At 47.1% G+C, this 22,595-nt stretch carries 27 protein-coding genes, 1 tRNA gene and 1 pseudogene; 7 read left to right on the top strand and 22 right to left on the bottom strand.

The window, feature by feature from the left end; genetic code table 11:
• Window positions 1-27: 27 nt before the first annotated feature.
• From mtrB to FA954_RS08475, 8 genes are all read right to left on the bottom strand, one after another.
• Window positions 28-249 carry a trp RNA-binding attenuation protein MtrB gene (gene mtrB, locus FA954_RS08445; protein ID WP_037995275.1) on the bottom strand — a complete coding sequence of 74 codons (222 nt, stop codon included), beginning with the start codon at window positions 247-249 and terminating at the stop codon, window positions 28-30.
• A 98-nt stretch (window positions 250-347) separates the two neighbouring features.
• Window positions 348-424: transfer RNA gene (locus FA954_RS08450), tRNA-Pro, on the bottom strand.
• Window positions 425-502: 78 nt separating this feature from the next.
• Window positions 503-1,066, bottom strand: a complete 564-nt coding sequence (folE, locus tag FA954_RS08455) for a GTP cyclohydrolase I FolE (RefSeq protein WP_037995277.1) — start codon at window positions 1,064-1,066, stop codon at window positions 503-505.
• 144 nt (window positions 1,067-1,210) lie between these two features.
• Window positions 1,211-1,486 (bottom strand): HU family DNA-binding protein, encoded by a 276-nt coding sequence (locus tag FA954_RS08460; RefSeq protein ID WP_037995279.1) that lies wholly within the window; start codon window positions 1,484-1,486, stop codon window positions 1,211-1,213.
• A 170-nt stretch (window positions 1,487-1,656) separates the two neighbouring features.
• Entirely contained in the window at window positions 1,657-3,135 is a 1,479-nt protein-coding gene (gene spoIVA / locus FA954_RS08465) for a stage IV sporulation protein A (protein WP_037995281.1), read from the bottom strand.
• A gap of 164 nt (window positions 3,136-3,299) precedes the next feature.
• The gene (locus FA954_RS13685) at window positions 3,300-3,443 is read right to left on the bottom strand and encodes a hypothetical protein (RefSeq protein ID WP_156097728.1); all 144 of its coding nucleotides are present in this window, start codon (window positions 3,441-3,443) and stop codon (window positions 3,300-3,302) included.
• Window positions 3,444-3,512: 69 nt separating this feature from the next.
• A complete protein-coding gene (locus FA954_RS08470) occupies window positions 3,513-4,244 on the bottom strand; it encodes a hypothetical protein (protein WP_037995283.1) in 732 nt (243 codons plus the stop codon).
• Window positions 4,245-4,256: 12 nt separating this feature from the next.
• Entirely contained in the window at window positions 4,257-4,481 is a 225-nt protein-coding gene (locus tag FA954_RS08475; protein ID WP_037995285.1) for a hypothetical protein, read from the bottom strand.
• Window positions 4,482-4,558: 77 nt separating this feature from the next.
• On the opposite strand from FA954_RS08475, the gene FA954_RS08480 reads away from it, so the two are divergent.
• The gene (locus FA954_RS08480; protein WP_062842974.1) at window positions 4,559-5,098 is read left to right on the top strand and encodes a hypothetical protein; all 540 of its coding nucleotides are present in this window, start codon (window positions 4,559-4,561) and stop codon (window positions 5,096-5,098) included.
• Window positions 5,099-5,261: 163 nt separating this feature from the next.
• Here the strand turns inward: FA954_RS08480 and FA954_RS08485 are convergent, their stop codons facing one another.
• The 9 genes and pseudogenes from FA954_RS08485 to FA954_RS08525 all read right to left on the bottom strand — a co-directional run.
• Window positions 5,262-6,287 (bottom strand): NAD(P)H-dependent glycerol-3-phosphate dehydrogenase, encoded by a 1,026-nt coding sequence (locus FA954_RS08485; RefSeq protein ID WP_049719991.1) that lies wholly within the window; start codon window positions 6,285-6,287, stop codon window positions 5,262-5,264.
• Window positions 6,284-6,892, bottom strand: a complete 609-nt coding sequence (plsY, locus tag FA954_RS08490; RefSeq protein ID WP_037995289.1) for a glycerol-3-phosphate 1-O-acyltransferase PlsY — start codon at window positions 6,890-6,892, stop codon at window positions 6,284-6,286. Before plsY ends, FA954_RS08485 begins: the two co-directional genes overlap by 4 nt.
• Before the next feature lie 29 nt (window positions 6,893-6,921).
• The gene (gene der, locus FA954_RS08495; protein WP_138615009.1) at window positions 6,922-8,235 is read right to left on the bottom strand and encodes a ribosome biogenesis GTPase Der; all 1,314 of its coding nucleotides are present in this window, start codon (window positions 8,233-8,235) and stop codon (window positions 6,922-6,924) included.
• A gap of 107 nt (window positions 8,236-8,342) precedes the next feature.
• Window positions 8,343-8,960 (bottom strand): hypothetical protein, encoded by a 618-nt coding sequence (locus FA954_RS08500; protein ID WP_138615010.1) that lies wholly within the window; start codon window positions 8,958-8,960, stop codon window positions 8,343-8,345.
• Between the two features lie 98 nt (window positions 8,961-9,058).
• Entirely contained in the window at window positions 9,059-10,216 is a 1,158-nt protein-coding gene (gene rpsA / locus FA954_RS08505) for a 30S ribosomal protein S1 (protein ID WP_138615011.1), read from the bottom strand.
• A 108-nt stretch (window positions 10,217-10,324) separates the two neighbouring features.
• Entirely contained in the window at window positions 10,325-10,915 is a 591-nt protein-coding gene (locus tag FA954_RS08510) for a lysophospholipid acyltransferase family protein (protein ID WP_037995299.1), read from the bottom strand.
• Between the two features lie 3 nt (window positions 10,916-10,918).
• Entirely contained in the window at window positions 10,919-11,587 is a 669-nt protein-coding gene (gene cmk / locus FA954_RS08515) for a (d)CMP kinase (RefSeq protein WP_037995301.1), read from the bottom strand.
• Between the two features lie 307 nt (window positions 11,588-11,894).
• Window positions 11,895-13,241 carry a germination protein YpeB gene (ypeB, locus tag FA954_RS08520; protein WP_138615012.1) on the bottom strand — a complete coding sequence of 449 codons (1,347 nt, stop codon included), beginning with the start codon at window positions 13,239-13,241 and terminating at the stop codon, window positions 11,895-11,897.
• 15 nt (window positions 13,242-13,256) lie between these two features.
• Window positions 13,257-13,619 (bottom strand): annotated as a pseudogene (locus FA954_RS08525) (cell wall hydrolase); the annotation flags it as partial.
• 503 nt (window positions 13,620-14,122) lie between these two features.
• On the opposite strand from FA954_RS08525, the gene FA954_RS08530 reads away from it, so the two are divergent.
• Window positions 14,123-15,097 (top strand): asparaginase, encoded by a 975-nt coding sequence (locus FA954_RS08530; protein ID WP_121874047.1) that lies wholly within the window; start codon window positions 14,123-14,125, stop codon window positions 15,095-15,097.
• Window positions 15,098-15,168: 71 nt separating this feature from the next.
• Here the strand turns inward: FA954_RS08530 and FA954_RS08535 are convergent, their stop codons facing one another.
• Entirely contained in the window at window positions 15,169-16,149 is a 981-nt protein-coding gene (locus tag FA954_RS08535; protein ID WP_342353638.1) for a YpdA family putative bacillithiol disulfide reductase, read from the bottom strand.
• 62 nt (window positions 16,150-16,211) lie between these two features.
• Entirely contained in the window at window positions 16,212-17,492 is a 1,281-nt protein-coding gene (locus FA954_RS08540) for a Glu/Leu/Phe/Val family dehydrogenase (RefSeq protein ID WP_062842968.1), read from the bottom strand.
• Window positions 17,493-17,626: 134 nt separating this feature from the next.
• Between FA954_RS08540 and FA954_RS08545 the strand changes: the two genes are divergently transcribed.
• Window positions 17,627-18,307 carry a PIG-L deacetylase family protein gene (locus FA954_RS08545; protein WP_049719983.1) on the top strand — a complete coding sequence of 227 codons (681 nt, stop codon included), beginning with the start codon at window positions 17,627-17,629 and terminating at the stop codon, window positions 18,305-18,307.
• A gap of 36 nt (window positions 18,308-18,343) precedes the next feature.
• Here the strand turns inward: FA954_RS08545 and FA954_RS08550 are convergent, their stop codons facing one another.
• Together FA954_RS08550 and FA954_RS08555 are read right to left on the bottom strand one after the other, a co-directional pair.
• Window positions 18,344-18,934, bottom strand: a complete 591-nt coding sequence (locus tag FA954_RS08550) for a genetic competence negative regulator (protein WP_037997674.1) — start codon at window positions 18,932-18,934, stop codon at window positions 18,344-18,346.
• A gap of 159 nt (window positions 18,935-19,093) precedes the next feature.
• Window positions 19,094-19,678, bottom strand: a complete 585-nt coding sequence (locus FA954_RS08555) for a CPBP family intramembrane glutamic endopeptidase (RefSeq protein WP_062842967.1) — start codon at window positions 19,676-19,678, stop codon at window positions 19,094-19,096.
• Window positions 19,679-19,788: 110 nt separating this feature from the next.
• On the opposite strand from FA954_RS08555, the gene FA954_RS08560 reads away from it, so the two are divergent.
• Window positions 19,789-19,998 (top strand): ferredoxin, encoded by a 210-nt coding sequence (locus FA954_RS08560; protein ID WP_037997672.1) that lies wholly within the window; start codon window positions 19,789-19,791, stop codon window positions 19,996-19,998.
• Between the two features lie 38 nt (window positions 19,999-20,036).
• Here the strand turns inward: FA954_RS08560 and FA954_RS08565 are convergent, their stop codons facing one another.
• Complete coding sequence (locus tag FA954_RS08565) at window positions 20,037-20,363, bottom strand: rhodanese-like domain-containing protein (RefSeq protein ID WP_037997669.1); 327 nt, start codon at window positions 20,361-20,363, stop codon at window positions 20,037-20,039.
• A 114-nt stretch (window positions 20,364-20,477) separates the two neighbouring features.
• Between FA954_RS08565 and FA954_RS08570 the strand changes: the two genes are divergently transcribed.
• From FA954_RS08570 to FA954_RS08580, 3 genes are all read left to right on the top strand, one after another.
• Window positions 20,478-20,972: an inorganic diphosphatase gene (locus tag FA954_RS08570; RefSeq protein ID WP_037997666.1), complete on the top strand. Its 495-nt coding sequence runs from the start codon at window positions 20,478-20,480 to the stop codon at window positions 20,970-20,972.
• Window positions 20,973-21,091: 119 nt separating this feature from the next.
• Window positions 21,092-21,490: a GntR family transcriptional regulator gene (locus tag FA954_RS08575; protein ID WP_037997663.1), complete on the top strand. Its 399-nt coding sequence runs from the start codon at window positions 21,092-21,094 to the stop codon at window positions 21,488-21,490.
• Complete coding sequence (locus tag FA954_RS08580) at window positions 21,487-22,590, top strand: DUF1648 domain-containing protein (protein ID WP_138615013.1); 1,104 nt, start codon at window positions 21,487-21,489, stop codon at window positions 22,588-22,590. The genes FA954_RS08575 and FA954_RS08580 overlap by 4 nt, the downstream gene beginning before the upstream one ends.
• Window positions 22,591-22,595 lie beyond the last annotated feature (5 nt).

Genomic DNA, 22,595 nt, shown 5'->3' on the forward strand with positions numbered 1-22,595 from the left:
GGAAACATGCCTTGGGCAACAAGACCTCTACTCATCCGTCTCGATTGTTCCGAAACTGGTCATGACCGTTGCCTTTCCGCGAACTTTAATGGCGGAGGTGTTCTCCGTGAATTGTGCAATCATCACTTCGCCCCGGTCCAACTTTTCTGAATGATGAAAACGGGTGTCTCTTCCCCGGGTCAATCCGATTACATTCACCCCGTTCTCTTTGGCTTTGATAATCACATAATCACCTGAAGTTTCCTTCAATGCAAATCCCTCCTTGAGAAAATCAACTTTATTTTACCACGGTTTCATCCTTGCCATGACAATAAAAGAGACTCTCCCATGAGGAAGAGTCTCGTTGTTGGTCGGGCTAGCCAGATTTGAACTGACGACCTCTTGCGCCCCATGCAAGCGCGCTACCAAACTGCGCCATAGCCCGTCATATAATTCATATTGTCTCTCAGTGACAACTAAGATTATATAACGGGTTTTATACAGTGTCAAGAGGTTTTTTTCATTATTTTAAACCAATCAAACTCATGGCTTCGGCACGGGCAGCCGAATCTTCTGCAAACACTCCCCTGACGGCCGAGGTGACGGTTTTGGAACCCGGTTTTTTAACCCCCCGCATGGTCATGCACATATGTTCTGCTTCGATGACGACAATCACACCATACGGATCCAACGACTCCACAATGGAATCGGCCACCGTCGAAGTAATCCGTTCTTGCAATTGGGGTCTTCTGGCTACCGTTTCAACTGCGCGGGCCAACTTGCTGAGCCCGGTCACTCTTCCTCCGCGCGGGATATAACCAATATGGGCTTTCCCGAAAAACGGAACCAAATGATGCTCACAAGTGGAGAAAAAAGGAATGTCTTTCACCAAGACGAGTTCCTCGTGATCTTCACTAAAAACCACGGAAAATTGATCCTTCGGATCTTTGTTTAATCCCGAAAAAATCTCTTCATACATCCGTGCCACACGTTTTGGGGTATCTAATAAACCTTCACGGTTTGGATCTTCGCCGACAGCTTCTAAAATCATGCGTACCGCTTCTTCAATCTTGCGATGGTCTACCATTTATGTTCCTCCATCCAAAAACAAATTCCTGTACAATAAGTATTATACCAATAGAAACAAGGAACATTATATCATATTATAAAAAAACAAAAAGACCTCGAAGAAACGAGGTCTTTTTGGCAGGTTATGTAGTCCCAGCAATCATTACTTATTGACTTCTTCGCGCAATTGTTTACCTGCTTTGAAAGAAACACTTTTGCGAGCCGGAATGATCATTTCTTCACCGGTGCGCGGATTACGCCCTTTGCGCTCAGGCTTATCTTTCACTTCAAAGTTTCCGAATCCAATCAGTTGCACTTTTTCTCCTTCACGCAATGCTCCGGCAATGGCTTCCAATACAGCTTCAACCGATTTCGAAGCATCTTTTTTCGTCATTTCAGTAGCCTCTGCTACTTTATTGATCAGATCGGTTTTGTTCATATTCGCACCTCCGTTTACGAATCCAACACTCTTGCCATACAACCGGCAAATGAGTGGATTTGCGTGGGACAATCCTATACTAATATAGACAAATCGTAAGTTCAAGAGAATCTTTGCGATTTTCCCGGATAACAATAAAAAAAGCGCTGAAAACGCGCTTTTCATATGATTTATAATATAATGGCAATTAATCCCCCGGAACCCTCATTAATGATCCGCTCGAGTGTCTCCTGCAATTTATAGCGGGCATTTTCCGGCATCATGGACAGTTTGGCCTGAATGCCTTCCCGGACGATAGAATTCAGGGAACGGCCAAAGATGTCGGAATTCCAGATTTGCAACGGGTCTTTCTCAAAATCGCGCATCAGGTAATTGACCAGCTCTTCACTCTGTTTTTCCGAACCGATGATGGGCGCAAATTCGGAAGTCACGTTCACCCGGATCATATGGATCGAAGGTGCGGTTGCTTTCAAACGGACTCCAAAGCGGCTTCCCTGTTTGATCAATTCGGGTTCATCCAATGTCATTTCCTCGATTGCAGGGGCTGCCACGCCATAGCCGGTCGTACGCACCATTTTTAATGCATCTGCCACTTTGTCATATTCCCGCTTGGCAATGCTGAACTCCTGCATCAATTCCAACAGGTGATCCCGACCGCGAATTTCAACGCCGACCACTTCCTGCAACACCTGGTCATACAGATCATCCGGGGCATACAGATCAATTTCGGCAACGCCTTGCCCCATATCCATTCCGGACAGAGATGCTTTGTCAATGAAATCATATTGATAAAACTGTCCCACCACCCGGTCCACATCCCGGAGCCTTTTAATGTCTTTGACCGTTTCGCGCACGGACTCTTCAAAACTTTGCCGCAACCAATGATCTTCTTCAAGAACCATGACCCAGCTCGGGAGATTGACATTGACTTCATGCACCGGGAATTCATAAAGCACTTCCTTCATAATGCCCAAAATATCTTCTTCACTCATCGTGGCCACACTGACAGCCAGAACGGGGATGTCATATTTTTCTGCAAGTTCGCCCCTTAAAGCCTGGGTTTGTTCACTGTACGGCTGGGTTGAATTCAAGATCAGGATAAACGGTTTCCCCACTTCCTTCAGTTCTTCGATGACACGCTCTTCCACTTCTTCATAAGACTCCCGGGCCAAATCGGTGATACTGCCATCACTGGTGATTACAATGCCAACCGTTGAATGCTCCTGAATCACTTTCCGGGTGCCCACTTCCGCCGCTTCCTGAAACGGAATCGGCTCTTCAAACCACGGGGTGCTGATCATCCTCGGCCCGTTTTCATCCTCATAACCTTTGGCGCCCTCTATGGCATAGCCCACACAATCCACCAAACGAATATTGACATCCAATCCTTCGTCCACATGGATCTGAATCGCCTGATTGGGCACAAATTTCGGCTCGATGGTTGTGATGGTACGTCCTGCACCGCTGTGCGGCAACTCATCCGTCGCTCTCACTCTTTCAGCTTCATCTTCAATGTTTGGGATGACAACCTGTTCCATGAACCGCTTGATAAATGTTGATTTACCGGTGCGCACCGCACCGACCACACCCAGGTAAATATCTCCTCCTGTTCTCTCTGCAATATCTTTCAGGATATCTACTTTTTCCACGAAATTCCCTCCTCCAGAACTTAAACATCACATGCTGGTCTTGTCGCCGGTGCGAAGGCAACCCCTCCCTCCGGAACCTTCCTTGGACACTACTAATATATGAATGCTTCGCTCCAATATGATTCTTTGGGTAAAAAAATAGAGCTCTCTTTTTGCAAGAAGCTCTAAGATGAACGGGATGACAAGCGGTCTTTGTGACGGGAAGAGGTTACTTTCGTCCGGAATGCGGATATTTTCACAGACCCCGACAACCTTCCCAACAAGAAAACCGACGGGATCGCCAAAAGGTGAAGCAAAAGCAGTTCCATGGGACTTCACTCCTCGGGCCCAAAGTTCTTCCGCTTGTTTTCATCCTTATTCAAAGAAAAAACAGTTATTCATTTTTTGCTGTGGCTTTCCTCATCCACCGGCAACAACCAAGGTTCGTTCCCCTTCATTTGGATCTTCGGGGAAAATGCGGGGACAAAAAGTGCATCTTCGGATAACCACAGGCGCAAATCCGTCTCTTCATCCGGTTTCTCTTTCGCATTTTGCCATTTTTTCATCACTTCTGTCCGGTAATCGAGATAAACTTTTCCTTGCCCGTTGACCACCAAAGGCAGGTTTTCCCCGGAATAAGGGCTGGGCACCTCCACGGGGTCCATACGCAGTTTTTGGAAATCGACGGTGTAAAATGGCCCGTTGATTTTCTCTTTGACCGGTAAAGAATGATGTTGTTTCACATAGCTGTTCACTTCAGCTTGGACTTTCATGACCGCATCATTGACGCGAAGGTCAAATAAGCGGACTTTGGGATCCTTTTCCACATCGACCAGAACAAACAAAAAATATCCGCCCTTTTCAAATGCCGATGGCGGGATATTCCCCAAAATCCCTTTCAGCTCTTCAAAGTTCACCTTGTACTTGGTCGTTAATTTTTCGTCCTCTTCTGTATACTTAAATGGCAAAACCCGGTTTTCCCGGTAATAGGCATCGACCGCCCCCTGCACTTGCGCCACTTGTTCCGGAAGCCGGTCGAGCTGCATCCGTTCCTCCTCCGGATACATACAACCGGCCGCAAGAAGCAGAACAAGGCTGAACATCCCGGGTAACCACTTTTTGAACCGCAAAACCATCCCTCCTCACGTAAACATTCGAATCACAAAGAGCACAACCACCAACAGGAGCAAGAAGGAAACGGTTGAAAAAATCATACTCACCCAGGCCCTTTTTTGTTGCCGTCCGATGGCCACCAAGATATTGATCAGCACCAATAAAAACAAGACAATCATTAAGTCCAATCTTTCCACACTTCCTTTTTCGTTTTCACCGGGATGGGTGAAATCCGCACCGGCCCAGGGGATCACAGGACATCTGCCTCAATACATTCGCCTGCCCTGTGCATAAGATAAATGGACATTAGCCTGAAATGGAGGAAGCCAACATGAGTAACCAACGAAATCGACCAAATGCTTCTCGCAAAAAGAGAAGAAAAAAAGTGACTTCCCCGGCAAAACCGGTTCAGCCGCCCGGCAAAGCGAAGCCGGAACCGCTGCCCCCCATGACATCCGAACATATCGCAAAAGTTCTGAGCGGATTTATGACCTTGCGTTCAACCATCCAAGACTTGAGCAAGTCCATCCAAAAGCTTGAAAACATCATGGATTCGGCATACAAAATTTTCGAATTGTCCAATCAGATGAAATCCGCCCAGCAAGCGTTTCCGTCACAACGCGCTTTTCCCATGCTTCCCCCGCCGGATCGGGAACACACCCCTTCTTTGCCAAGGGAAGAAGACATCCCGGTCATTGATTGGCCGGACGAAAAAAAAGCGGATCCCCCATCCCTCTTTTCATCCATCAGCATCGGCCAAATTCTTGAACTGTTACAATCTCCGTGGATTCAAAGAATGATTGCACAACTGTTCCGTCCCAAAACAGCTTCCACTTCTTCTTATTCCCAAATCAAACGAAAACAGGGGTAATGCTTATCAGGCATTACCCCTGTTTCTTGTACCCTGCTTCTCCTGACCAATCTGATTCCCTGTCCTTGTATCAGTGCTCAAGTTTTGTGGATATTGGTTGAAGCTATTACAGAGTATGAAATCACCGAAAAGCTTGCAACAGGGAAAAAGCCCAAATATCATTTTACCAACCTTGGACGATTTCTTCCAGTTCTTTTGTCCGTCCACGCTCCATCAATTCTTTTACGGCTTGTCTAGGTTCTTTGTTCTCAAAAAGCACCAAATACAGTTGTTCATTGATGGGCATTTCCACATTGTATCGCTTCTTTAAAGCATGGGCGGCACGGGTGGTTTTCACCCCTTCGACAACCATTCCCATCTCCTTAAGAACCTCATCCAACTTTTTGCCTTGGCTCAGCATATTGCCTGCCCGGAAATTCCGGCTGTGCTTGCTGGTGCAAGTCACAAACAAGTCCCCGACTCCGGCGAGGCCGGCAAAGGTAATGGGCTCGGCTCCCATCGCGGAACCTAGGCGGGCAATTTCGGCCAATCCGCGGGTCATCAGTGCGGCTTTGGCATTATCCCCGAATTGAAGCCCATCAGCCAAGCCGGAAGCGAGAGCGATCACGTTTTTCAGCGCCCCGCCCACTTCGACACCCACCACGTCCGGATTGGTGTAGACACGAAAATAATGGTTCATAAACAAGGTTTGGACCTTTTCCGCAGCCGGTAATCCGGAGGATGCAACAACAACGGTCGTCGGACACTTTCGAATCACTTCTTCCGCATGGCTGGGACCGGATAATACGACCAGCCGATCCCGGAACGACTCGCCCAGTTCTTCCAGCAAAACCTCCGACATTCGCTTCCACGAATCCAATTCGAAACCTTTTGTCGCATGCACAACGAGTGCATCCGGAGGCAGATACGGCTTCACTTTTCCGGCCACTTCCCTCATCGTGTGCGAAGGCACCACAAAAACGACGATGTCCCGCCCCTTCAGGCACTCAGCCAGCGAAGGGGAGGCAAAAAGCGATTCCGGAAGTTTCACCCCCGGCAAATATTTCTCATTGGTGTGAGATTGGTTGATTTCATTTGCCTGCTCATCCCTGCGGGCCCATATCTTCACATCATGGCCATTTTCCACAAGAACCGATGCCAGAGCGCTTCCCCAACTCCCTGCACCCAGCACTGCTATTCGTTGTTTCATGCCTTCTCTCCTCTGAATGAGATCTTCCGTTCTTTTCCGCGAATCAAATTACGAATGTTCTCCCGGTGGCGCCAAACGGACATCACCGTGATAATGAGCATCAGCCCGATCAAGCCCCCGGAATAATCCAGGATCCACATCATAACCGGGATAAAGAGGGCCAAAACCAGAGACCCCAATGAAACATAACGGGTAATAACAATAAACAAAATCGCCAAAATCCCGGAAACGAGGGTGGCGCCAAAAAAACAGGTGGCTGTCACCCCGACCATGGTGGCGATCCCTTTTCCTCCCCGAAAACGAAGAAACACTGGCCAGTTATGGCCGACAATGGCCGCAATCCCGCAAACAACCATCCATACCGGGTCTCCGTGAGACAACCAGTGACCCAGTCCCACCGCCGCCACTCCCTTGACGGCATCAAGGACAAAGACGGCCGCCGCAGGTCCTGCGCCAAGAACACGCAACGTGTTTGTCGCCCCGGCATTCCCGCTTCCATATTCCCGAATATCCACGCCTTTTAACCAGCGTGTAAACAAATAACTGAAACTGATCGACCCCAGTAAATAGGAGATCAATAAAGATATCCCCCAACTGAACAACATATTCTCCTCTCTCTCCCTGCTTGTGATTATCAACTTTTCTTTCTTAATTTTATTTTAAGAGGCGTGCCATGGAAAGGAAATGCCTGTCGCAATTGATTTTCCAAATATCGGAGATAACTGAAATGAGCGATCTCCGGATCGTTGACGAAAAACACAATTGTCGGCGGTCTCACGGCGACCTGCGTAATGTAGTGAACCCGGAAGCGGCGTCCCCTGTCGGAAGGAGGCGGTGTCGTCGCCATCGCATCTTGAATCACTTGGTTTAATACGGATGTGGGGATGCGCATCGCATGCTGTTCCGCCACTTCGCCCACGGTTGGCAAAATCTTTTGAATCCGTTTGCCTGTTTTGGCAGAAACAAATAAGATGGGGGCATAGTGCATAAACTGGAATGAATCACGAATTTTTTGCTCAAATTTATGCATTGTTTTTTCGTCTTTCTCAACCGCATCCCACTTGTTGACGATGAAAATGGCCGCTCTTCCCGCTTCATGTGCAAACCCGGCGATTTTTTTATCCTGTTCCGCTATCCCCCGTTCGCCATCAATGACAATCAGACAGACATCGGAACGCTCAATCGCCCGCATCGCCCGGATGACACTGTATTTCTCCACGGACTCATAAACTTTTCCGCGTTTGCGGATCCCCGCGGTATCAATCAGCACATACGACTGCCCGTCATACTCAAAAGGCGTGTCCACCGCATCGCGGGTGGTTCCGGCTTCCGGGCTCACTATCACCCGCTCTTCCCCCAAAATCGCATTGACGAGGGATGATTTCCCTACATTGGGCCGGCCGATGAGCGCTACCCGGATCGTGTCCTCGTCATACTCTTCTTCTTCTTTGTCCGGAAAAAGAGAAACAACGGTATCCAGCATGTCCCCGGTACCCGTGCCATGAATCGAAGAGACCGGGATCACATGTTCAAATCCCAACCGGTAAAACTCGTACACGCCTTCAATATGTTTGACATCATCAATTTTATTCACCATCAAAACAACCGGCTTTTTGGACCGGTGCAACCAACGGGAAACTTCTTCATCCGTTGCGGTGATTCCTTGCCGGCCGTCCGTGACGAAAATAATCACATCGGCTTCTTCAATCGCCAGTTCGGCCTGATTTCGAATATGTTTAAGGATCCCGTCTTTTTCATCAAATTCTATTCCGCCTGTATCAATCAAATGAAACTCGCGACCATTCCATTCCGTGCGGGAGTAAATCCGGTCACGGGTGATTCCCGGCTGATCTTCCACAATCGCAATCCGCTCTCCCGCCAAGCGGTTGAAAATAGTCGATTTGCCCACATTGGGCCTTCCAACGATCGCAACAACAGGTAAACTCATACAAAATCCTCGCTTTTCCATTTTCCAATCATTATATTAAGACATACCTAATCTTATCGATAAATATTTTTTAAGGCAAGCTCTTCTCATCCGGTTTTGATGTTCTTTCAAAGCTTTGGCAGAGACAGGCGTTTTTTGGATATTCGTGAACGAAAATGCTTTTCCAAAATATGAGCGAACAAAATGCCGGTCAAAGACAGCCATAACACATCCATAAAAACATCAGACCCCAAAACGACCGGGGCGAATCCATCCTGATGAAAATAAAGAATCCAAATATACAAGGTCATCAAACTCATGCCCGCAAACCAGATCCGCTCCGGGAGACGGGGAGAAATCAAAAGCGAAAACAGGATTACTCCCAAAAACAACATGATTCGAAAAGGTGGATAAGTCCAGTCGGCATGGGCATGGAGCCATTCATGCCCTAAAAGGAACAAGGTGCCTGCACAAAAGGAACTGCTGAGTAAAGTCATGAGGATATCCGGTGAAAATTTGCTGACGAAATAAATAAATATAAGAAGAAAAGCAATCCATGCGGGATGTATATACAAATACTCATGAACCATCCAAGGTTGACATAAACTGAACAAAGACAAGGTCCACAACACCCATTGGATGTTGGTGCGGGTCGATTCAAACGCTTCCATCCAATGTGACAACCATCCGGTGCCATATAAAATCAACAAGCTCCACGAACAAAGGAAGGCCGCAATCCTGTTCACCTTCTTTCTAAATCTTTTTATATATTTTTTGTAGAAAAAACTTTTCTTAAGCATACAAAAACCAGCCAACTTTTGGCTGGTTTAAACATACTGTGTTTTTATTTTAAGTTGCGCAATTCCGGATAAACATCACCCAAGGTCACATTCAAACCGGAGGATTGTTGCAATTTGTTCTCTTCTTTTTCTTTTACTTCTTTTTTCGGTTCTTTCGGTTCCACTTCTTTCATGCTTAAGCTGATCCGTTTTTGATCCGGAAGGATATCGAGCACTTTAACTTCCACTTCTTGTCCTTCTTCCAAAACCTCCGCCGGTGTTTCCACATGACGGTGGGAGATTTGGGAAACATGAACCAATCCTTCCACTCCCGGGTAAACTTCAACAAACGCACCAAACGAGACGAGGCGTTTCACTTTTCCTTTCACAATGTCCCCGGCGCTGATTTCTTTGGCCACCTTTTCCCAAGGGCTTTCCAGGGTTTCTTTGATGCTGAGGCTGATTCTTTCTTCTTCCTGGTTGACTTTCAGGACTTTCACCTGCACCTTGTCGCCTTCCTTCAACACATCGGCCGGATGCTCCACGCGGTGCCAGGCGATTTCGGATACATGAACCAGACCGTCCACACCGCCAATATCCACAAATGCCCCGAAGTCGGTTAAACGTTGTACGGTTCCTTCCAGCACTTGTCCTTCTTCCAGCTGGCTCAAGCGTTCTTTTTTGCGACGCTCTTGTTCTTCTTCCAATACGGCCTTGTGTGATAAAATCAGCTTGTTTTTCTCAGGATCCAATTCCACCACTTTTAATGTCAGTTCACGACCTTTGTAATCGGAGAAGTCTTCGACAAAGTGTTGTTCAACATGCGAAGCCGGGATAAAACCGCGAACGCCCACATCCACAACCAAGCCGCCTTTGACAATGTCATGAACTTTTGCCGTCAGCGTTTCGCCTGTTTCAAATTTTTGTTGCAACTCTGCCCACGCTTTTTCGGCATCGACTTCCTTTTTGGAGACAATCAATTTTCCTTCGTCTTCTTTAATGCGAAGCACTTTGACCGTGACTTCGTCTCCTTCCGACAAGACATCGGAAACTTTATCCACATGCAAACTAGACAATTCGGAAATGGGTAAAATGGATTCGAATTTATAACCTGTATCAACCAATGCTTGATTGTCTTCCACTTTCACGACTTTGCCTGTTACAACGTCGCCCACTTCTAAATTTTGAACTTCAGCCAACTCAGATTTCATCTCTTCTGCCATCACGAGCCCTCCTCATCATTGCCAGACGCAATCAAAACTATTTTTTATAAAAGAAAGATCAGATTTGAAAAGGTGAGCCTCTGAGTTTCCTCACCTTTTCGATGATCTTCATTCCCTGTTTTCATTTTGCATCGAACGGATTTCTTCCATCACCCGTTCCGTCAATTGTTTCGCCGTTTTCATGTTTGCTTTTTCCTGTAAATACGGCGTGATGTCAATGGGGGGACCATAGGTGATCTTGACCGGACGAAACAACCGGTAAGGTCCGGTGATGTTGACCGGCACAATAGGTGCTTTCCCCTTCAGGGCAACCAATGCGGCACCCACATGAAAATCCAACAGCTCCCCTGATTTGGAGCGGGTCCCCTCCGGAAAAATCCCCACGACTTTTCCGTCTTTAAGGAGTTGAATGGCTGTTTTCAACGATTTCAAATCCCCGGCTCCGCGCTTGACGGGAAAAGCCCCGAAACGGTGGATCAAACCACTCAGAACCGGAATGCGAAACAACTCCTCCTTGGCCATAAAATAAACCTGACGCGTCGTGGTGATCCCCACTAAAGGCGGATCCAAATTACTGATATGATTGGAACATAAGACCACAGGACCCTCTTTGGGAATATGCCCTTCCCCCTCAGACTTGAAGGGATAGAGCAAAGCCATCAAAAATCGAACAATGGCACGTGAAACACGGTATAACATATCTTACTCCTCATCGTTTAATTTGTTACGACAAAGTTGAAGGATCTTTTCGACAACTTCCGAAACCGGGCAATCCGTCGTATCCACCAACACCGCATCCTCTGCCTTTTTTAACGGGGCGATTTCCCTCATGCGGTCGTTTTCATCGCGTTTCGCCAGTTCCGCTTTCAATTGTTCGAAATCCACTTCGATCCCTTTTGCTTTCATCTCCCGGTATCGACGCATGGCCCTTTCTTCAATGGACGCCGTCAAAAACACTTTTACATCGGCATGCGGCAACACATGCGATCCGATATCCCGTCCGTCCATCACAACACTCCGGCCTTCGGCGATCCGTTGTTGGATGTTTACCAGGATGCGGCGAACCCCGGGCATTTTTGCAATGTTTGACGCAAGTTGCGACACTTCGGAAGTGCGAAGTTCATCTTTTAAGGGCTGTCCGTCGACACAGATTCCATCCGGATGCAGATCGATTTGAACCGATTCCGCAAGCTGAGTCATCGCTTCCTCATCTTCCGGATCAATCTGGTTCTGAAGCGCTTTCCATGCAATTGCCCGATACATGGCTCCTGTATCCACATAAGTTATTCCAAGGCGCTTTGCCACTTGGCGCGCCACTGTGCTTTTTCCGGCACCTGCCGGACCGTCAATTGCCACTGAAATCCTACTCATTGATTCTGTTAATCCTCCCTGAAAGTCGGGATGAAAATGATAAGAGCAGGCGTAGCCTGCTCGATTGGAAATACTTTATTCGATTCAAGTAAATTCCTCTCGACAAACTAAAACGCAACTGCTACCTGATCATATCAACTATGTATTTCCTTTTTAAGTAAAAACATGAAATTCGAGCGAATGACATCGCGCATCACGATAAAGGAAACCTGTTAAAAGAATAACATAATTTAGTCATAGTTGCAATGAAAACAATTAAATGAGCCGATCTTATTATATCGGCCCATTTAAAAGTTTAAACAAAAAATTAAATCTGATCGGCGTCTGCTTTTTCAATCCGCTCCACGTACTCTTCCTCGCCGGTTTTGGCATTTAAGAAGACGCGATACTGATTGTCTTTGATGGTACCCAAAAACTCATGGCACAATGCCGGCTGCCCGTTTTGGTTATAAATCACCGCAAGCCCGTTCTTCTGCACTTTCAAATACGGACTCAGTTTTTTCCTGGCCTCTTCCACCGTCAATTCCGGTTTGGTATCGACCACTTTGAATTGATTAAACACATATTCATCAGCCTGCAGCCCCATGATTTCCCCGTTATCCAACGCCACTTTGACGGCGAGGGTTTGCGGATAAATCATCACTCCGTTCAGCCGGCGGACAAACGTATATGACAAAATGTTGGCCGTTTCATCGTAGGCAACCGGTTCCATGTCCGGATAACCGATCCGTTCCAAAAACTGTTCCGCTTTTCTCAGCGCTTGCTCAGAAGAAATTTGTTTCTTTTTCACCGGCCGGTCAAACACCATCCATACCAGATGGCCTCCTTTGGTGGTCATTTCCGTGTAAACATCGGTGTTACCGGCTCCCTTGTAACGGACACTGTATGTCTCAAAATCTCCGTTTTTGTTTTTCGCCACTTCCATGCCTTTGGTTGTTTTTTTGCCAAAGGCTTTTGCGACAATTTCCCTTGCTTCTTGCGGTGTGATCTTCTTGCCGGAAATTTGATTGGCACGCTCTCTTTCCCGTACTTCCATATTATTCACAGCGGGTCCCCAATCCACTTCCGGGAACTCTTTCACTTTCTGATTCACCAACTTAAAGCCGTCAATAATGGTGCTGTCCATTTTCTTGTCTTCAGTGGCGATCGCCAGTTCGACATCCATCCAGCGCAAGTTGTTGTCCAATACCTTATGTTGCACATTTTGCAACTCATGGGTGATATTTTTGGATTGATTATAAAGTTCTTGCAGTGTGTTCCATTCTTTTTCACTCAAAGGCTCCTTGTTAAAATCGCGAATTCCGACTTGGTAGGCAAAACGTCCTACTTTTGCCAAATATTTTTCAGCCTGGTCAAAAGGAACCAACGTGAGCGGCAATTGTCCGATATCGTTTTGTGCCGCATAGGCCAGTCTCCACACATTGGTCATTGAGGTTGCCAACTGCTTGGGGGATTTCATTGCCAGCGACTTTCCCAATTCCCCGTGCAGACGGTCCAAATTCTCGTTCAAATCATGGAAAGCCCGTTGATAGGAGTTTTCCGCTTTAATCAAAACGGCATTTTTGTCTTGATATTCCTGGTATCCCCAGGCTGCTGTCCCCACCAGGGCCACCAAGGTAATCGGAAACAAAATGGCCGCCACTCTTTTGTACATGAGATCACATCCCCTTTAATCACAGAAAATATGTTTTCCGATTTTCTTTTTTTGCGGACGGGACCAGATCCATTTGGAGGTGGCTGTTTCCGGATTGAAATAATAAACCGCCCCTTCCGCCGGATCCCATCCGTTTATGGCATCCATCACCGCTTTGCGGGCTGTTTCATCCGGTTCCATCCAAATCTGTCCATCCGCCACGGCGGTAAAAGCCCCCGGTTGAAAAATGATCCCGGAGACGGTATCGGGAAAACTTTCACTTTCCAAGCGGTTTAAAATAACCGCGGCGATGGCGACCTGTCCAATATAGGGCTCGCCACGCGCTTCACCGTAAACCGCCTGGCTCAACAGCCGGATTTCATTTTCACTGAATCCTCCACTCGATTTTCCGGCATTTGCCGCATGAACCTGTCCCCGGTCTGCAGAAACCGTACAAACCATCATCAGGATCAGACAAAACCAAACGATGATCGACACAAACCTTTTCACCGTTTCTTCCTCCGTTTTTCATTTCTTCCAGTAGTTTGAACGGCCAGCCGGTGATTTATGCAATAAGAAAAGAGAGCCATTCGAGCTCTCTTTTTTCAACCGGTTCTTTATTTGTCATCCAATGAGGTATAATCAATTTCAAAATCCGAATCATTATCGCACAAGCATTTCTTAAAGCCTGTCTGCACTTGCCCCTTTTTCATCCTGCCTTTTAAAATAAACCGTTCGCCACATTGATTGCATTGGATTCTGACCATGTATCTTTCGTTTTCCTTCATTCTTTCACCATCCAAACCACTTGATAATCCTATTATTGACAGGGAATACTGGATTCCATACGATAGATTTGGTGTAAGCCGCAAACACGGACGGATGGAAAGGATGTGAACCGCTTGGATCAAAAAGTGGTTGTGATCACAACCGGAGGAACCATCGCCATGTCTCAATCCGATGAGACCGAAGGCGTCAAACCGGAAGATCCGGCAGCATTACAGGACACACTGCCGTTATTGAACAAATATGCAAAAGTGGAAATGGACCATTTCCTGAACCTGCCCAGCCCCCATATCACGCCGGCCATCATGGCTCAAATCGCCGGGCGGGCCAAACACTTCCTGGATCAAAATAACGTGGCGGGGGTCGTCATCACCCACGGAACGGATACCCTGGAAGAAACCGCATACTTCTTGAGTTTGGTCCTTCCCCAAGATAAGCCGGTTGTCATCACGGGTGCCATGCGAAGCCAAAACGAACTGGGTGCCGACGGCCCGTACAATTTGGTCAACGCCGTTCGCGTCGCCTCTAACGAAACAGCCAAAGGCATGGGAACCCTTGTGGTGTTTAATGATGAAATTCATTCCCCCAAAACGGTGACCAAAACGCACACAAGCAATGTTGCAACTTTTCAATCCCCGGGATTGGGCCCTCTTGGCATGATCACAAAAAAAGAAATTTTGTTCCAACGGCAAGCGATCAGTGAAAAACAACTGCCGTTAAAACCCCCGGCGCATCAAGTCGCTCTCATCAAGGCGGTCTCCGGAATGGACAGCTCCTTGATCGAGTGGTCGATTCACCAGGAAATGGACGGGCTGGTCATCGAAGCATTGGGACAAGGCAACCTTCCTCCCATGATGTTACCCGGAATCCGAAAAGCACTTTCCCGCAACATGCCGGTCGTGCTGGTTTCCCGGTGCTTTAACGGAGTGGTGCTCGACACTTATGAATACGAAGGGGGCGGAAAACAATTAAAAGAGATGGGGCTTTTGTTCTGCAACGGGATCAACGGGCCCAAAGCACGGATCAAACTGATGCTGGCCCTTCAACAAACAACCGATCTCAAAGAACTGGAGCCTTACTTTCAAATGTAAAAAAGGCCACATCGTGGTTTCAAAAGGAAAGCGGAGGGGCCTCCCTCCTGAAACCACCACACATGCCTTCATTACGCTTTGAATTTCTTCTTCAAATCCTCGGCAATGAACCGTCCGTGGTGTCTTCCGTTTTCAATAAAGATTTTGGTGGAATCATGACCGGTTGTGACCACCCCGGCCAGATAAAATCCGGGCACCGTTGATTCCATCGCTTCGGATAAAACGGGAACACCGGTTTTCGGATTCACTTCCCCTCCCAATCTTTTCAAAAATGTGAGATCGGGCCGGTATCCGGTCATCGCAAACACCACATCAGCCGGAATGGCCATTTTCTCCCCGTTTTTTCGAATCACCACGGAATTTGGCAAAATTTCTTCCACTTCCGATTCCCAAAACATCTCTATGCGTTTCTTTTCAATCGCAGTTTCAATCACCGGGCGCACCCAGGCTTTCACACTGTCGTGAAAAGCTCTTTTGCGGTAAACCATGGTCACCTTGGCTCCGGTATAGTAAAGCTCCAAGGCCACATCAATGGCTGAATTGCGGCCTCCGATGACAACCGCTTTTTGGTCGGCATAGGGATGGGCATCATGAAAATAATGATGGACATGCGGCAACTCTTCACCCGGTATTCCCATCCGCTGGGGATTATCATAATAGCCTGTTGCCAGCACCACCGCTTTCGCCTCGTAACGATGTTGTTCCTCTCTTTTTCGGGTTCGGACCACAAATGCATCCCCGTTCTTTTCAATGTCCAAAACTTCTTCATAAGTATGGATATTTAACTGAAAATATCTGGCCACGGTCCGGTAATAAGCCAACGCCTCGGCGCGGGTCGGTTTTTCATTTATAGTGGTAAAAGGAATTCCCCCGATTTCCAGATTGTCAGCGGAACTGAAAAAAGTCATGGATAACGGATAATGATAAATGGAATTCACCAGACACCCCTTTTCGATGATAAGCGGATCAAATCCTTCCTTCTTCAGTTCAATGCCGGCAGAAATTCCGCAGGGTCCGGCTCCGACAATAATAACATCTGCCAAGTGAACCACCTCCAAAATACATGCAAAAGAAGAACACCCCGCAAAGGGTGTTCTCCAAGTCTTTTATTATACTATACCCAGCCACGAAAACGCGATGCTTCCGCCATATTTCTCACGCCGACCATATAAGCGGCCAAACGCATATCCACATTTCGTGTTTGAGCCGTGCGATATACATTCTCAAACGCTTTCACCATGATTTTTTCCAATTTTTCCTCGACTTCTTCTTCCGTCCAATAATAGCCCTGGTTGTTTTGCACCCATTCAAAATAAGAAACCGTCACACCGCCGGCACTGGCAAGCACATCCGGCACCAACAAAACTCCGCGATCATTCAGGATTTTGGTCGCTTCCAAGGTCGTCGGACCGTTGGCGGCTTCCACCACGATATCCGCCTTGATCCGGTGTGCATTTTTGGCGGTGATTTGATTTCCGACCGCGGCAGGCACCAGGATGTCACAATCCAGCTCCAGCAATTCCTGGTTGGTTATCGTGTCTTTGAACAGATTGGTCACGGTGCCAAATGAATCGCGGCGATCCAGGAGATATTCAATATCCAATCCGTCCGGATCATAAAGGGCTCCATAAGCATCGGAAATCCCGATCACCGTGGCACCGGAATCATGCATGAATTTGGCCAAATAACTGCCCGCATTTCCAAATCCCTGAATCACAACCCGTGCAGTTTTGAGATCAATGTTCCGCTTTTTCGCCGCTTCGCGGATCATCAAAGTCACGCCTTTGGCCGTCGCTGTTTCCCGTCCGCGTGAACCACCGAGCACCAACGGCTTTCCGGTAATAAATCCGGGAGAATCAAATTCACGAATCCGGCTGTATTCATCCATCATCCATGCCATGATTTGCGAGTTGGTGTAAACATCCGGAGCCGGAATGTCTTTGGTGGGACCCACAATCTGACTGATCGCCCTCACGTAGCCGCGGGACAAACGTTCCAATTCCCGAAATGACATATTGCGCGGATCGCAAACCACGCCGCCTTTACCGCCGCCATAAGGAAGGTCGACAATCCCTGCTTTTAAACTCATCCAAATTGACAACGCTTTCACTTCTGTTTCAGTGACATTCGGATGGAAACGGACGCCGCCTTTGGTCGGTCCGACCGAATCATTATGTTGTGCCCGGTATGCAGTGAAAACCTTGACGGACCCGTCGTCCATCCTCACGGGAATCCTAACCGTCAAAACCCTTAACGGCTCTTTCAACAATTCATAAACCGCTTCTGAATAACCTAATTTTTCTAAAGCTTCTTTGATCACGGTTTGCGTGGAAACAAGAACATCCATGTTTTCTTTATCTTCTTGATGACTTTCTGCAACTGATTGTTGTGCCATCCTGACCACCTCAGAAAAAATACTACTTTTCATTCCCTTTAAACATATCTAAGTATACAATATTCCTCAGAAGAACTAAACTCAAAAAACAAGCGCCCTACACCACTACGTTAAACAAAGAAAGGAAAATCATCATGTGTCAAAAAATATTGTACGTATTTGCCCATCCCGATGATGAAACCTTCAGTTGCGGGGGAACCATTTGTCACTTTCATCAATTGGGATACGAACAGATTCTTTTTTGCGCCACCCGTGGCGAAGCCGGCAAAACCGGCAACCCTCCCCTGTGCACGCAGGAAGAGCTGGGGGATGTCCGGACACAGGAACTGAAAAATGCGCTGTCCATTTTGGGAATGGACCGGTTGATCCTTAAAAATTACGGTGACGGACGTTTGGCCGGGCAGCCTTTTTCGACCATCGTCGATGAACTGTGTTCCGTGATGAATGAGATTCGCCCCGATCGGATTATCACCTTCCCACCGTCCGGAATTTCCGGACATCCGGATCATAAAATCATCCAAAAAGCAACACTTACAGCTGTGCAAAATATTTCTTTCCCAACCAAACTTTACTATATTGTCATACCAGAATCAATTGGCCATTTTTATTCCTCTCCCGTTTCCTTTGTACCGGACGAGCATGTAACCGAAAAAGTGGATGTAAGCCCTTACCATCAACAAATCGCCAAAGCACTGGCCGCGCATAAAACCCAGCATCTGTCCGTCGAACGCGTCTTTCCGGGGGTCCTTTCAGGCAAAACCGGCCAGCTGCGAAAATTTGAGCATTTCCAATTGGTTGTGGATAAAACATCATGAAAAGCGCACCCGCCTGAAAACGGGTGCGCATCTATGTCATCCAAAATAATGGGATATTTGTTGAACCGCATGATCTTCACAAACCACTTTCCCGTATTCCTGCAAATAAGGAATGGTACACGTGGACATTTCCCCGAATTCGGACAAGATGGCCACCAAGGTTCCCAAATCATCCGATTGCATCTCTTGCCCGAAAAGGAGATAGTAACGATTTTGAAAAGCGTAAACCTGTCCTCCTTGGGTAAGATGTTTCACGCGATGGGCGGCCTGCACCAAATTTTCAAAGTCATGGAAACAGAAAACCAGGTCCTTTGTTTCCTCCATCGTCACTTCCAGTTCATAGATTTCCGGATCTTGGCTGATTTCCTCCGCCATATCGCCCGGAGCCTGACCACGGGTGACGACAACCACCATCCCCTGTGCAGGCAATGCAAACACTTCCACAGCCACGGGTCCGGTCACTTCAAATCCTAACTCCTGATAGGCATGTTCCATCATGTCATTAAATAACTCGTGCACTTTGGGGATATCCCGCCAAATATCCTCTTTTTCGATCCCGCGATCAGCCAAATCATCCAAAGTGAGGAAAAAGCGGATTTTATCCCCCCCAAGCCGTTCGACACGCATGGCCTACCCTCCCTCGCTGGAGACCTTCCCCTATACCTTATGTGAAAAAAAGATCATGTGACGGGGCAAAGTCTCCTTTTTCTATATTCATCATACACAATCAACAACTCTCTTGCCTAGATCAGCATATAAAATAATTAAAACATCTTGAAGTGGCTGTCAAGTTTTGAGCTTCCTTCCTCCTTTTGCCCTGTAACGGATGAACAATCCCGAAACAAAGTCGATCAGCCCGTGCGCAATCACGGCGGGAGTGATGTTGCCGAAACATTCCGTTAACCAACCGAGCCCCGCACTGATTGCAAAAACAGCGGCCACCAGCAACCATTTTTTCAAATACCGCGTATGCAAGAGCACAAACACAACACTGGTCATCCAGATCCCCAGCCATTCCTGGAGAACTCCCCGGAAAAACATCTCTTCCGAGACCGCCGCGACCACCGCAATCACAAGAACATGCACCACGGAACGATTTTCAAACAGCAGTTGATTCAAGCCCCCGTCGTCCAGCCAGCTTTTGGGGACGCAGGCCATGAGCACGGCGTCGATGGCCAGAATCAATCCTCCTGCACCGATTCCCCACAACCACATATGTATATCATGAAAGGAGAATAAATGCTCCAGTGATTTCTCTTGCCACCATAAAGCGACGGCACTGATTGCAAATAACAGTAACTGGGTAAAATAAAAGGCGAACAGCACTTGCTTCGCCGCAGGTGATGAATCCTTGGAAGCGTGTTCCCTCATGGTCATCCCTCTCAATCCGCTTCTTGCAATTCCAACCAATTCGTTCTAAAATGAGGGTTGGTAGTGGACTTAGCTCATTGGTATTTATTCACGGGAGGAGATTTGTACTTATGCGCACTTGGGTAGATAAAGATACTTGTATTGCTTGTGGTGCTTGCGGAGCAACGGCTCCCGACGTGTATGACTATGACGAAGACGGCATTGCTTATGTGATTCTTGATGACAACACCGGAACCGCTGATGTTCCTGAAGAACTTTGGGAAGATGTCCGCGACGCTCAAGAAGGCTGCCCCACGGACTCCATCAAAGTCGAGGAATAATGCCCACAAGCTACCCGGTTTTTTTCCGGGTAGCTTTTTCATTTTTCAAATTCCTCCAAATACAACCGGACGCGTTGAATTCCCCCTTCAACATTCACCACATCGGAAAACCCTTGTTGGAGCAAATATTGCGCGGCATAGAAGCTGCGGACGCCATGGGCGCATATCACATAAATTTTTTGCTGCTTATTCAGTGCATGAATTTGCTGATGCAATGTCCCCAACGGCATTAACTTCGAGTCTTCCAAATGATAATCATGCCATTCTTCAGGTTCGCGCACATCAATGATCACCATTTCATCCTTCTGTGGCTTTTGGCTTTGAACCTTTTTCGCAAACTCTTTTGCAGAAATTTCACTTATCATATTTACTCCCCTTTTTTATGATTGTAGCATACCCGGGGTGCCTTCTTTATTGCGAATCTGTAAAAAAACGTCTACAATGATGGTTAGGTTATACATACCAAAGGAGGAACAAAGATGTCCAATCCACTCGTAGTTGATGCATTCATTGAAATTCCGACCGGAAGCCAAAACAAATACGAATACGATAAAGAACTTGGCGTATTCCGACTGGACCGGGTTCTTTACTCTCCCATGCATTATCCGACCGAATACGGTTATCTTGAAAACACCCTGGCGGAAGACGGGGATCCGTTGGATATTTTGGTCCTGACTTCGTTCCCGACCTTCCCGGGTTGCGTGATTTCCAGCCGGGTGATTGGCGTGTTGCTGATGTCGGATGACAAAGGACCGGATGAAAAATTATTGGCCGTTCCGGTTGACGATCCCCGTTTTGACAAAGTCAACTCCTTGGAAGACGTGGCTCCCCATGTGTTGAAAGAGATCGAACACTTCTTCCAGGTTTACAAAGACCTCGAAAACAAAGAGACCAAGATCGAAGGTTGGAAAGATGCCGACTTTGCGGCTCAACTTTATGAAGAATGTCAAAAACGGTATCAAGAAAATAAATAACGCTTATTGAAAAAGCACCTGAAAGGATCAGGTGCTTTTTTTGTGCCTCCTGTTGCCCGTTCAATTTGTTTGTTATATTATATATATAACATATAGAATAAACGGAAGGTGGTGGAAAGGTGCAAATTTTTTTGGACTTTGAATCAGATGAACCAATTTATTTGCAGTTAAAGCATCAAATCATCGCCGGGATCGCCAAAAAAGAATTAAAACCGGGCGACCGCCTTCCTTCGGTAAGAGCCCTGGCTGCTGACATCGGAATCAACCTGCACACGGTCAATAAAGCTTACCAACAGTTAAAACAGGAAGGCTTCATCTTGATTCACAGACAAAAGGGCGTGGTCGTTCATCCGGAAGGGGTTCCGGAAGCGGATGAAGCATACCGGACAAAACTGGAACAAGCCCTTTCTCCCCTGATCGCCGAATCCGTGTGCCGCGGAATCGGGGAAAAGGAATTTCAACAGCTTTGCAGACGCTTGTTTCAAAAATTCACCGACAGGGAAGGTGACAACCCGTGAGTACAAGTGTGTTACTGATGTGCCTCATCATGATTCCCGTATTGATTTCCCTTTGTTTCATTCCCTATTGGACCAGACGGACAGAAAGTTTTGGCGTCTCCATCCCGGAAAAAGCTTATCATCTTCCGGAACTTAAAAAGATGCGCAAGCAATACGCCTGGATCATGGCCGGTATCGGATTGGCCGTCCTTGCCATGTTTGTTCCGGGATCCACGGTATTAAACGACGAGGAATCGCTCGGCCTTTGGTTTGTTTTTCTTCTTCTTTTTTATCTGGCTGCCCACTTTCTGGCTTACTTAATCTTTCACCGAAAAATGAAAGCATTGAAACAACAGGCCGATTGGGGAAAAGAGAAAAAACAGATGGTGGTCGTGGATACCAGCTTTCGCCAAGAAAAGCTGACTTACTCCCATTTATGGTTTTTGATTCCCTTTTCCCTGACGCTGGCCACTTTGATCTTTTTAATCCATTTTTATGAACGGATCCCGGAAAAGATCCCCATGCAATATGACTTTAACGGAAAGGTAACCCGCTATGCGGAAAAATCTTACCGGACGGTTCTCTTTCCACCGGTGATGCAAGTCTATTTAACCCTGTTGTTTTTATGGATCAACATCATGATCGGCAAAGCCAAACAACAAATCAGCGCGGAAAACCCGGGAAAATCCATCCGGCAAAATGTGATTTTCCGGCGCAGATGGTCCCTTTTCACCATCCTTTCCGGAACCGCTGTGGTTTCGATGTTCTCTCTGTCATCCTTTTCATGGATTCACCCGGTTTCCGCGGGACCGGTGACTGCCGTTTCACTTGTCATTACCATCGGAATTTTGATCGCCGCACTTCTCATATCCTTTACAACGGGACAAGGAGGAAGCCGGGTCAAAGCGGTTTCCGGCAAAAACGGGGACATGATCAACCGGGATGATGACCAATACTGGAAGCTCGGACAGTTTTACTTTAATAAAAACGATCCGGCAATTTTTGTGGAAAAACGCTTCGGGATCGGCTGGACCAATAATTGGGCTCATCCGCTTTCCTGGATCTTCATCCTTCTTGTCATCGGTCTTGCGTTTGCCATTACCTATTTTTTTGGAAATTGACAAAA

Origin of the sequence: Thermoactinomyces vulgaris, from assembly GCF_005886755.1 — a bacterium.
Lineage (GTDB): Bacteria > Bacillota > Bacilli > Thermoactinomycetales > Thermoactinomycetaceae > Thermoactinomyces > Thermoactinomyces vulgaris.

What these genes read in the sequence shown, in the direction of transcription:
- folE (WP_037995277.1), bottom strand. Translation starts at nt 1,066, where the DNA reads ATGGTAGACCATCGCAAGATTGAAGAAGCGGTACGCATGATTTTAGAA.
- FA954_RS08460 (WP_037995279.1), bottom strand. Translation starts at nt 1,486, where the DNA reads ATGAACAAAACCGATCTGATCAATAAAGTAGCAGAGGCTACTGAAATG.
- FA954_RS13685 (WP_156097728.1), bottom strand. Translation starts at nt 3,443, where the DNA reads ATGGAACTGCTTTTGCTTCACCTTTTGGCGATCCCGTCGGTTTTCTTG.
- FA954_RS08480 (WP_062842974.1), top strand. Translation starts at nt 4,559, where the DNA reads ATGAGTAACCAACGAAATCGACCAAATGCTTCTCGCAAAAAGAGAAGA.
- FA954_RS08485 (WP_049719991.1), bottom strand. Translation starts at nt 6,287, where the DNA reads ATGAAACAACGAATAGCAGTGCTGGGTGCAGGGAGTTGGGGAAGCGCT.
- plsY (WP_037995289.1), bottom strand. Translation starts at nt 6,892, where the DNA reads ATGTTGTTCAGTTGGGGGATATCTTTATTGATCTCCTATTTACTGGGG.
- der (WP_138615009.1), bottom strand. Translation starts at nt 8,235, where the DNA reads ATGAGTTTACCTGTTGTTGCGATCGTTGGAAGGCCCAATGTGGGCAAA.
- rpsA (WP_138615011.1), bottom strand. Translation starts at nt 10,216, where the DNA reads ATGGCAGAAGAGATGAAATCTGAGTTGGCTGAAGTTCAAAATTTAGAA.
- FA954_RS08510 (WP_037995299.1), bottom strand. Translation starts at nt 10,915, where the DNA reads ATGTTATACCGTGTTTCACGTGCCATTGTTCGATTTTTGATGGCTTTG.
- cmk (WP_037995301.1), bottom strand. Translation starts at nt 11,587, where the DNA reads ATGAGTAGGATTTCAGTGGCAATTGACGGTCCGGCAGGTGCCGGAAAA.
- ypeB (WP_138615012.1), bottom strand. Translation starts at nt 13,241, where the DNA reads ATGTACAAAAGAGTGGCGGCCATTTTGTTTCCGATTACCTTGGTGGCC.
- FA954_RS08540 (WP_062842968.1), bottom strand. Translation starts at nt 17,492, where the DNA reads ATGGCACAACAATCAGTTGCAGAAAGTCATCAAGAAGATAAAGAAAAC.
- FA954_RS08545 (WP_049719983.1), top strand. Translation starts at nt 17,627, where the DNA reads ATGTGTCAAAAAATATTGTACGTATTTGCCCATCCCGATGATGAAACC.
- FA954_RS08550 (WP_037997674.1), bottom strand. Translation starts at nt 18,934, where the DNA reads ATGCGTGTCGAACGGCTTGGGGGGGATAAAATCCGCTTTTTCCTCACT.
- FA954_RS08555 (WP_062842967.1), bottom strand. Translation starts at nt 19,678, where the DNA reads ATGAGGGAACACGCTTCCAAGGATTCATCACCTGCGGCGAAGCAAGTG.
- FA954_RS08560 (WP_037997672.1), top strand. Translation starts at nt 19,789, where the DNA reads ATGCGCACTTGGGTAGATAAAGATACTTGTATTGCTTGTGGTGCTTGC.
- FA954_RS08565 (WP_037997669.1), bottom strand. Translation starts at nt 20,363, where the DNA reads ATGATAAGTGAAATTTCTGCAAAAGAGTTTGCGAAAAAGGTTCAAAGC.
- FA954_RS08570 (WP_037997666.1), top strand. Translation starts at nt 20,478, where the DNA reads ATGTCCAATCCACTCGTAGTTGATGCATTCATTGAAATTCCGACCGGA.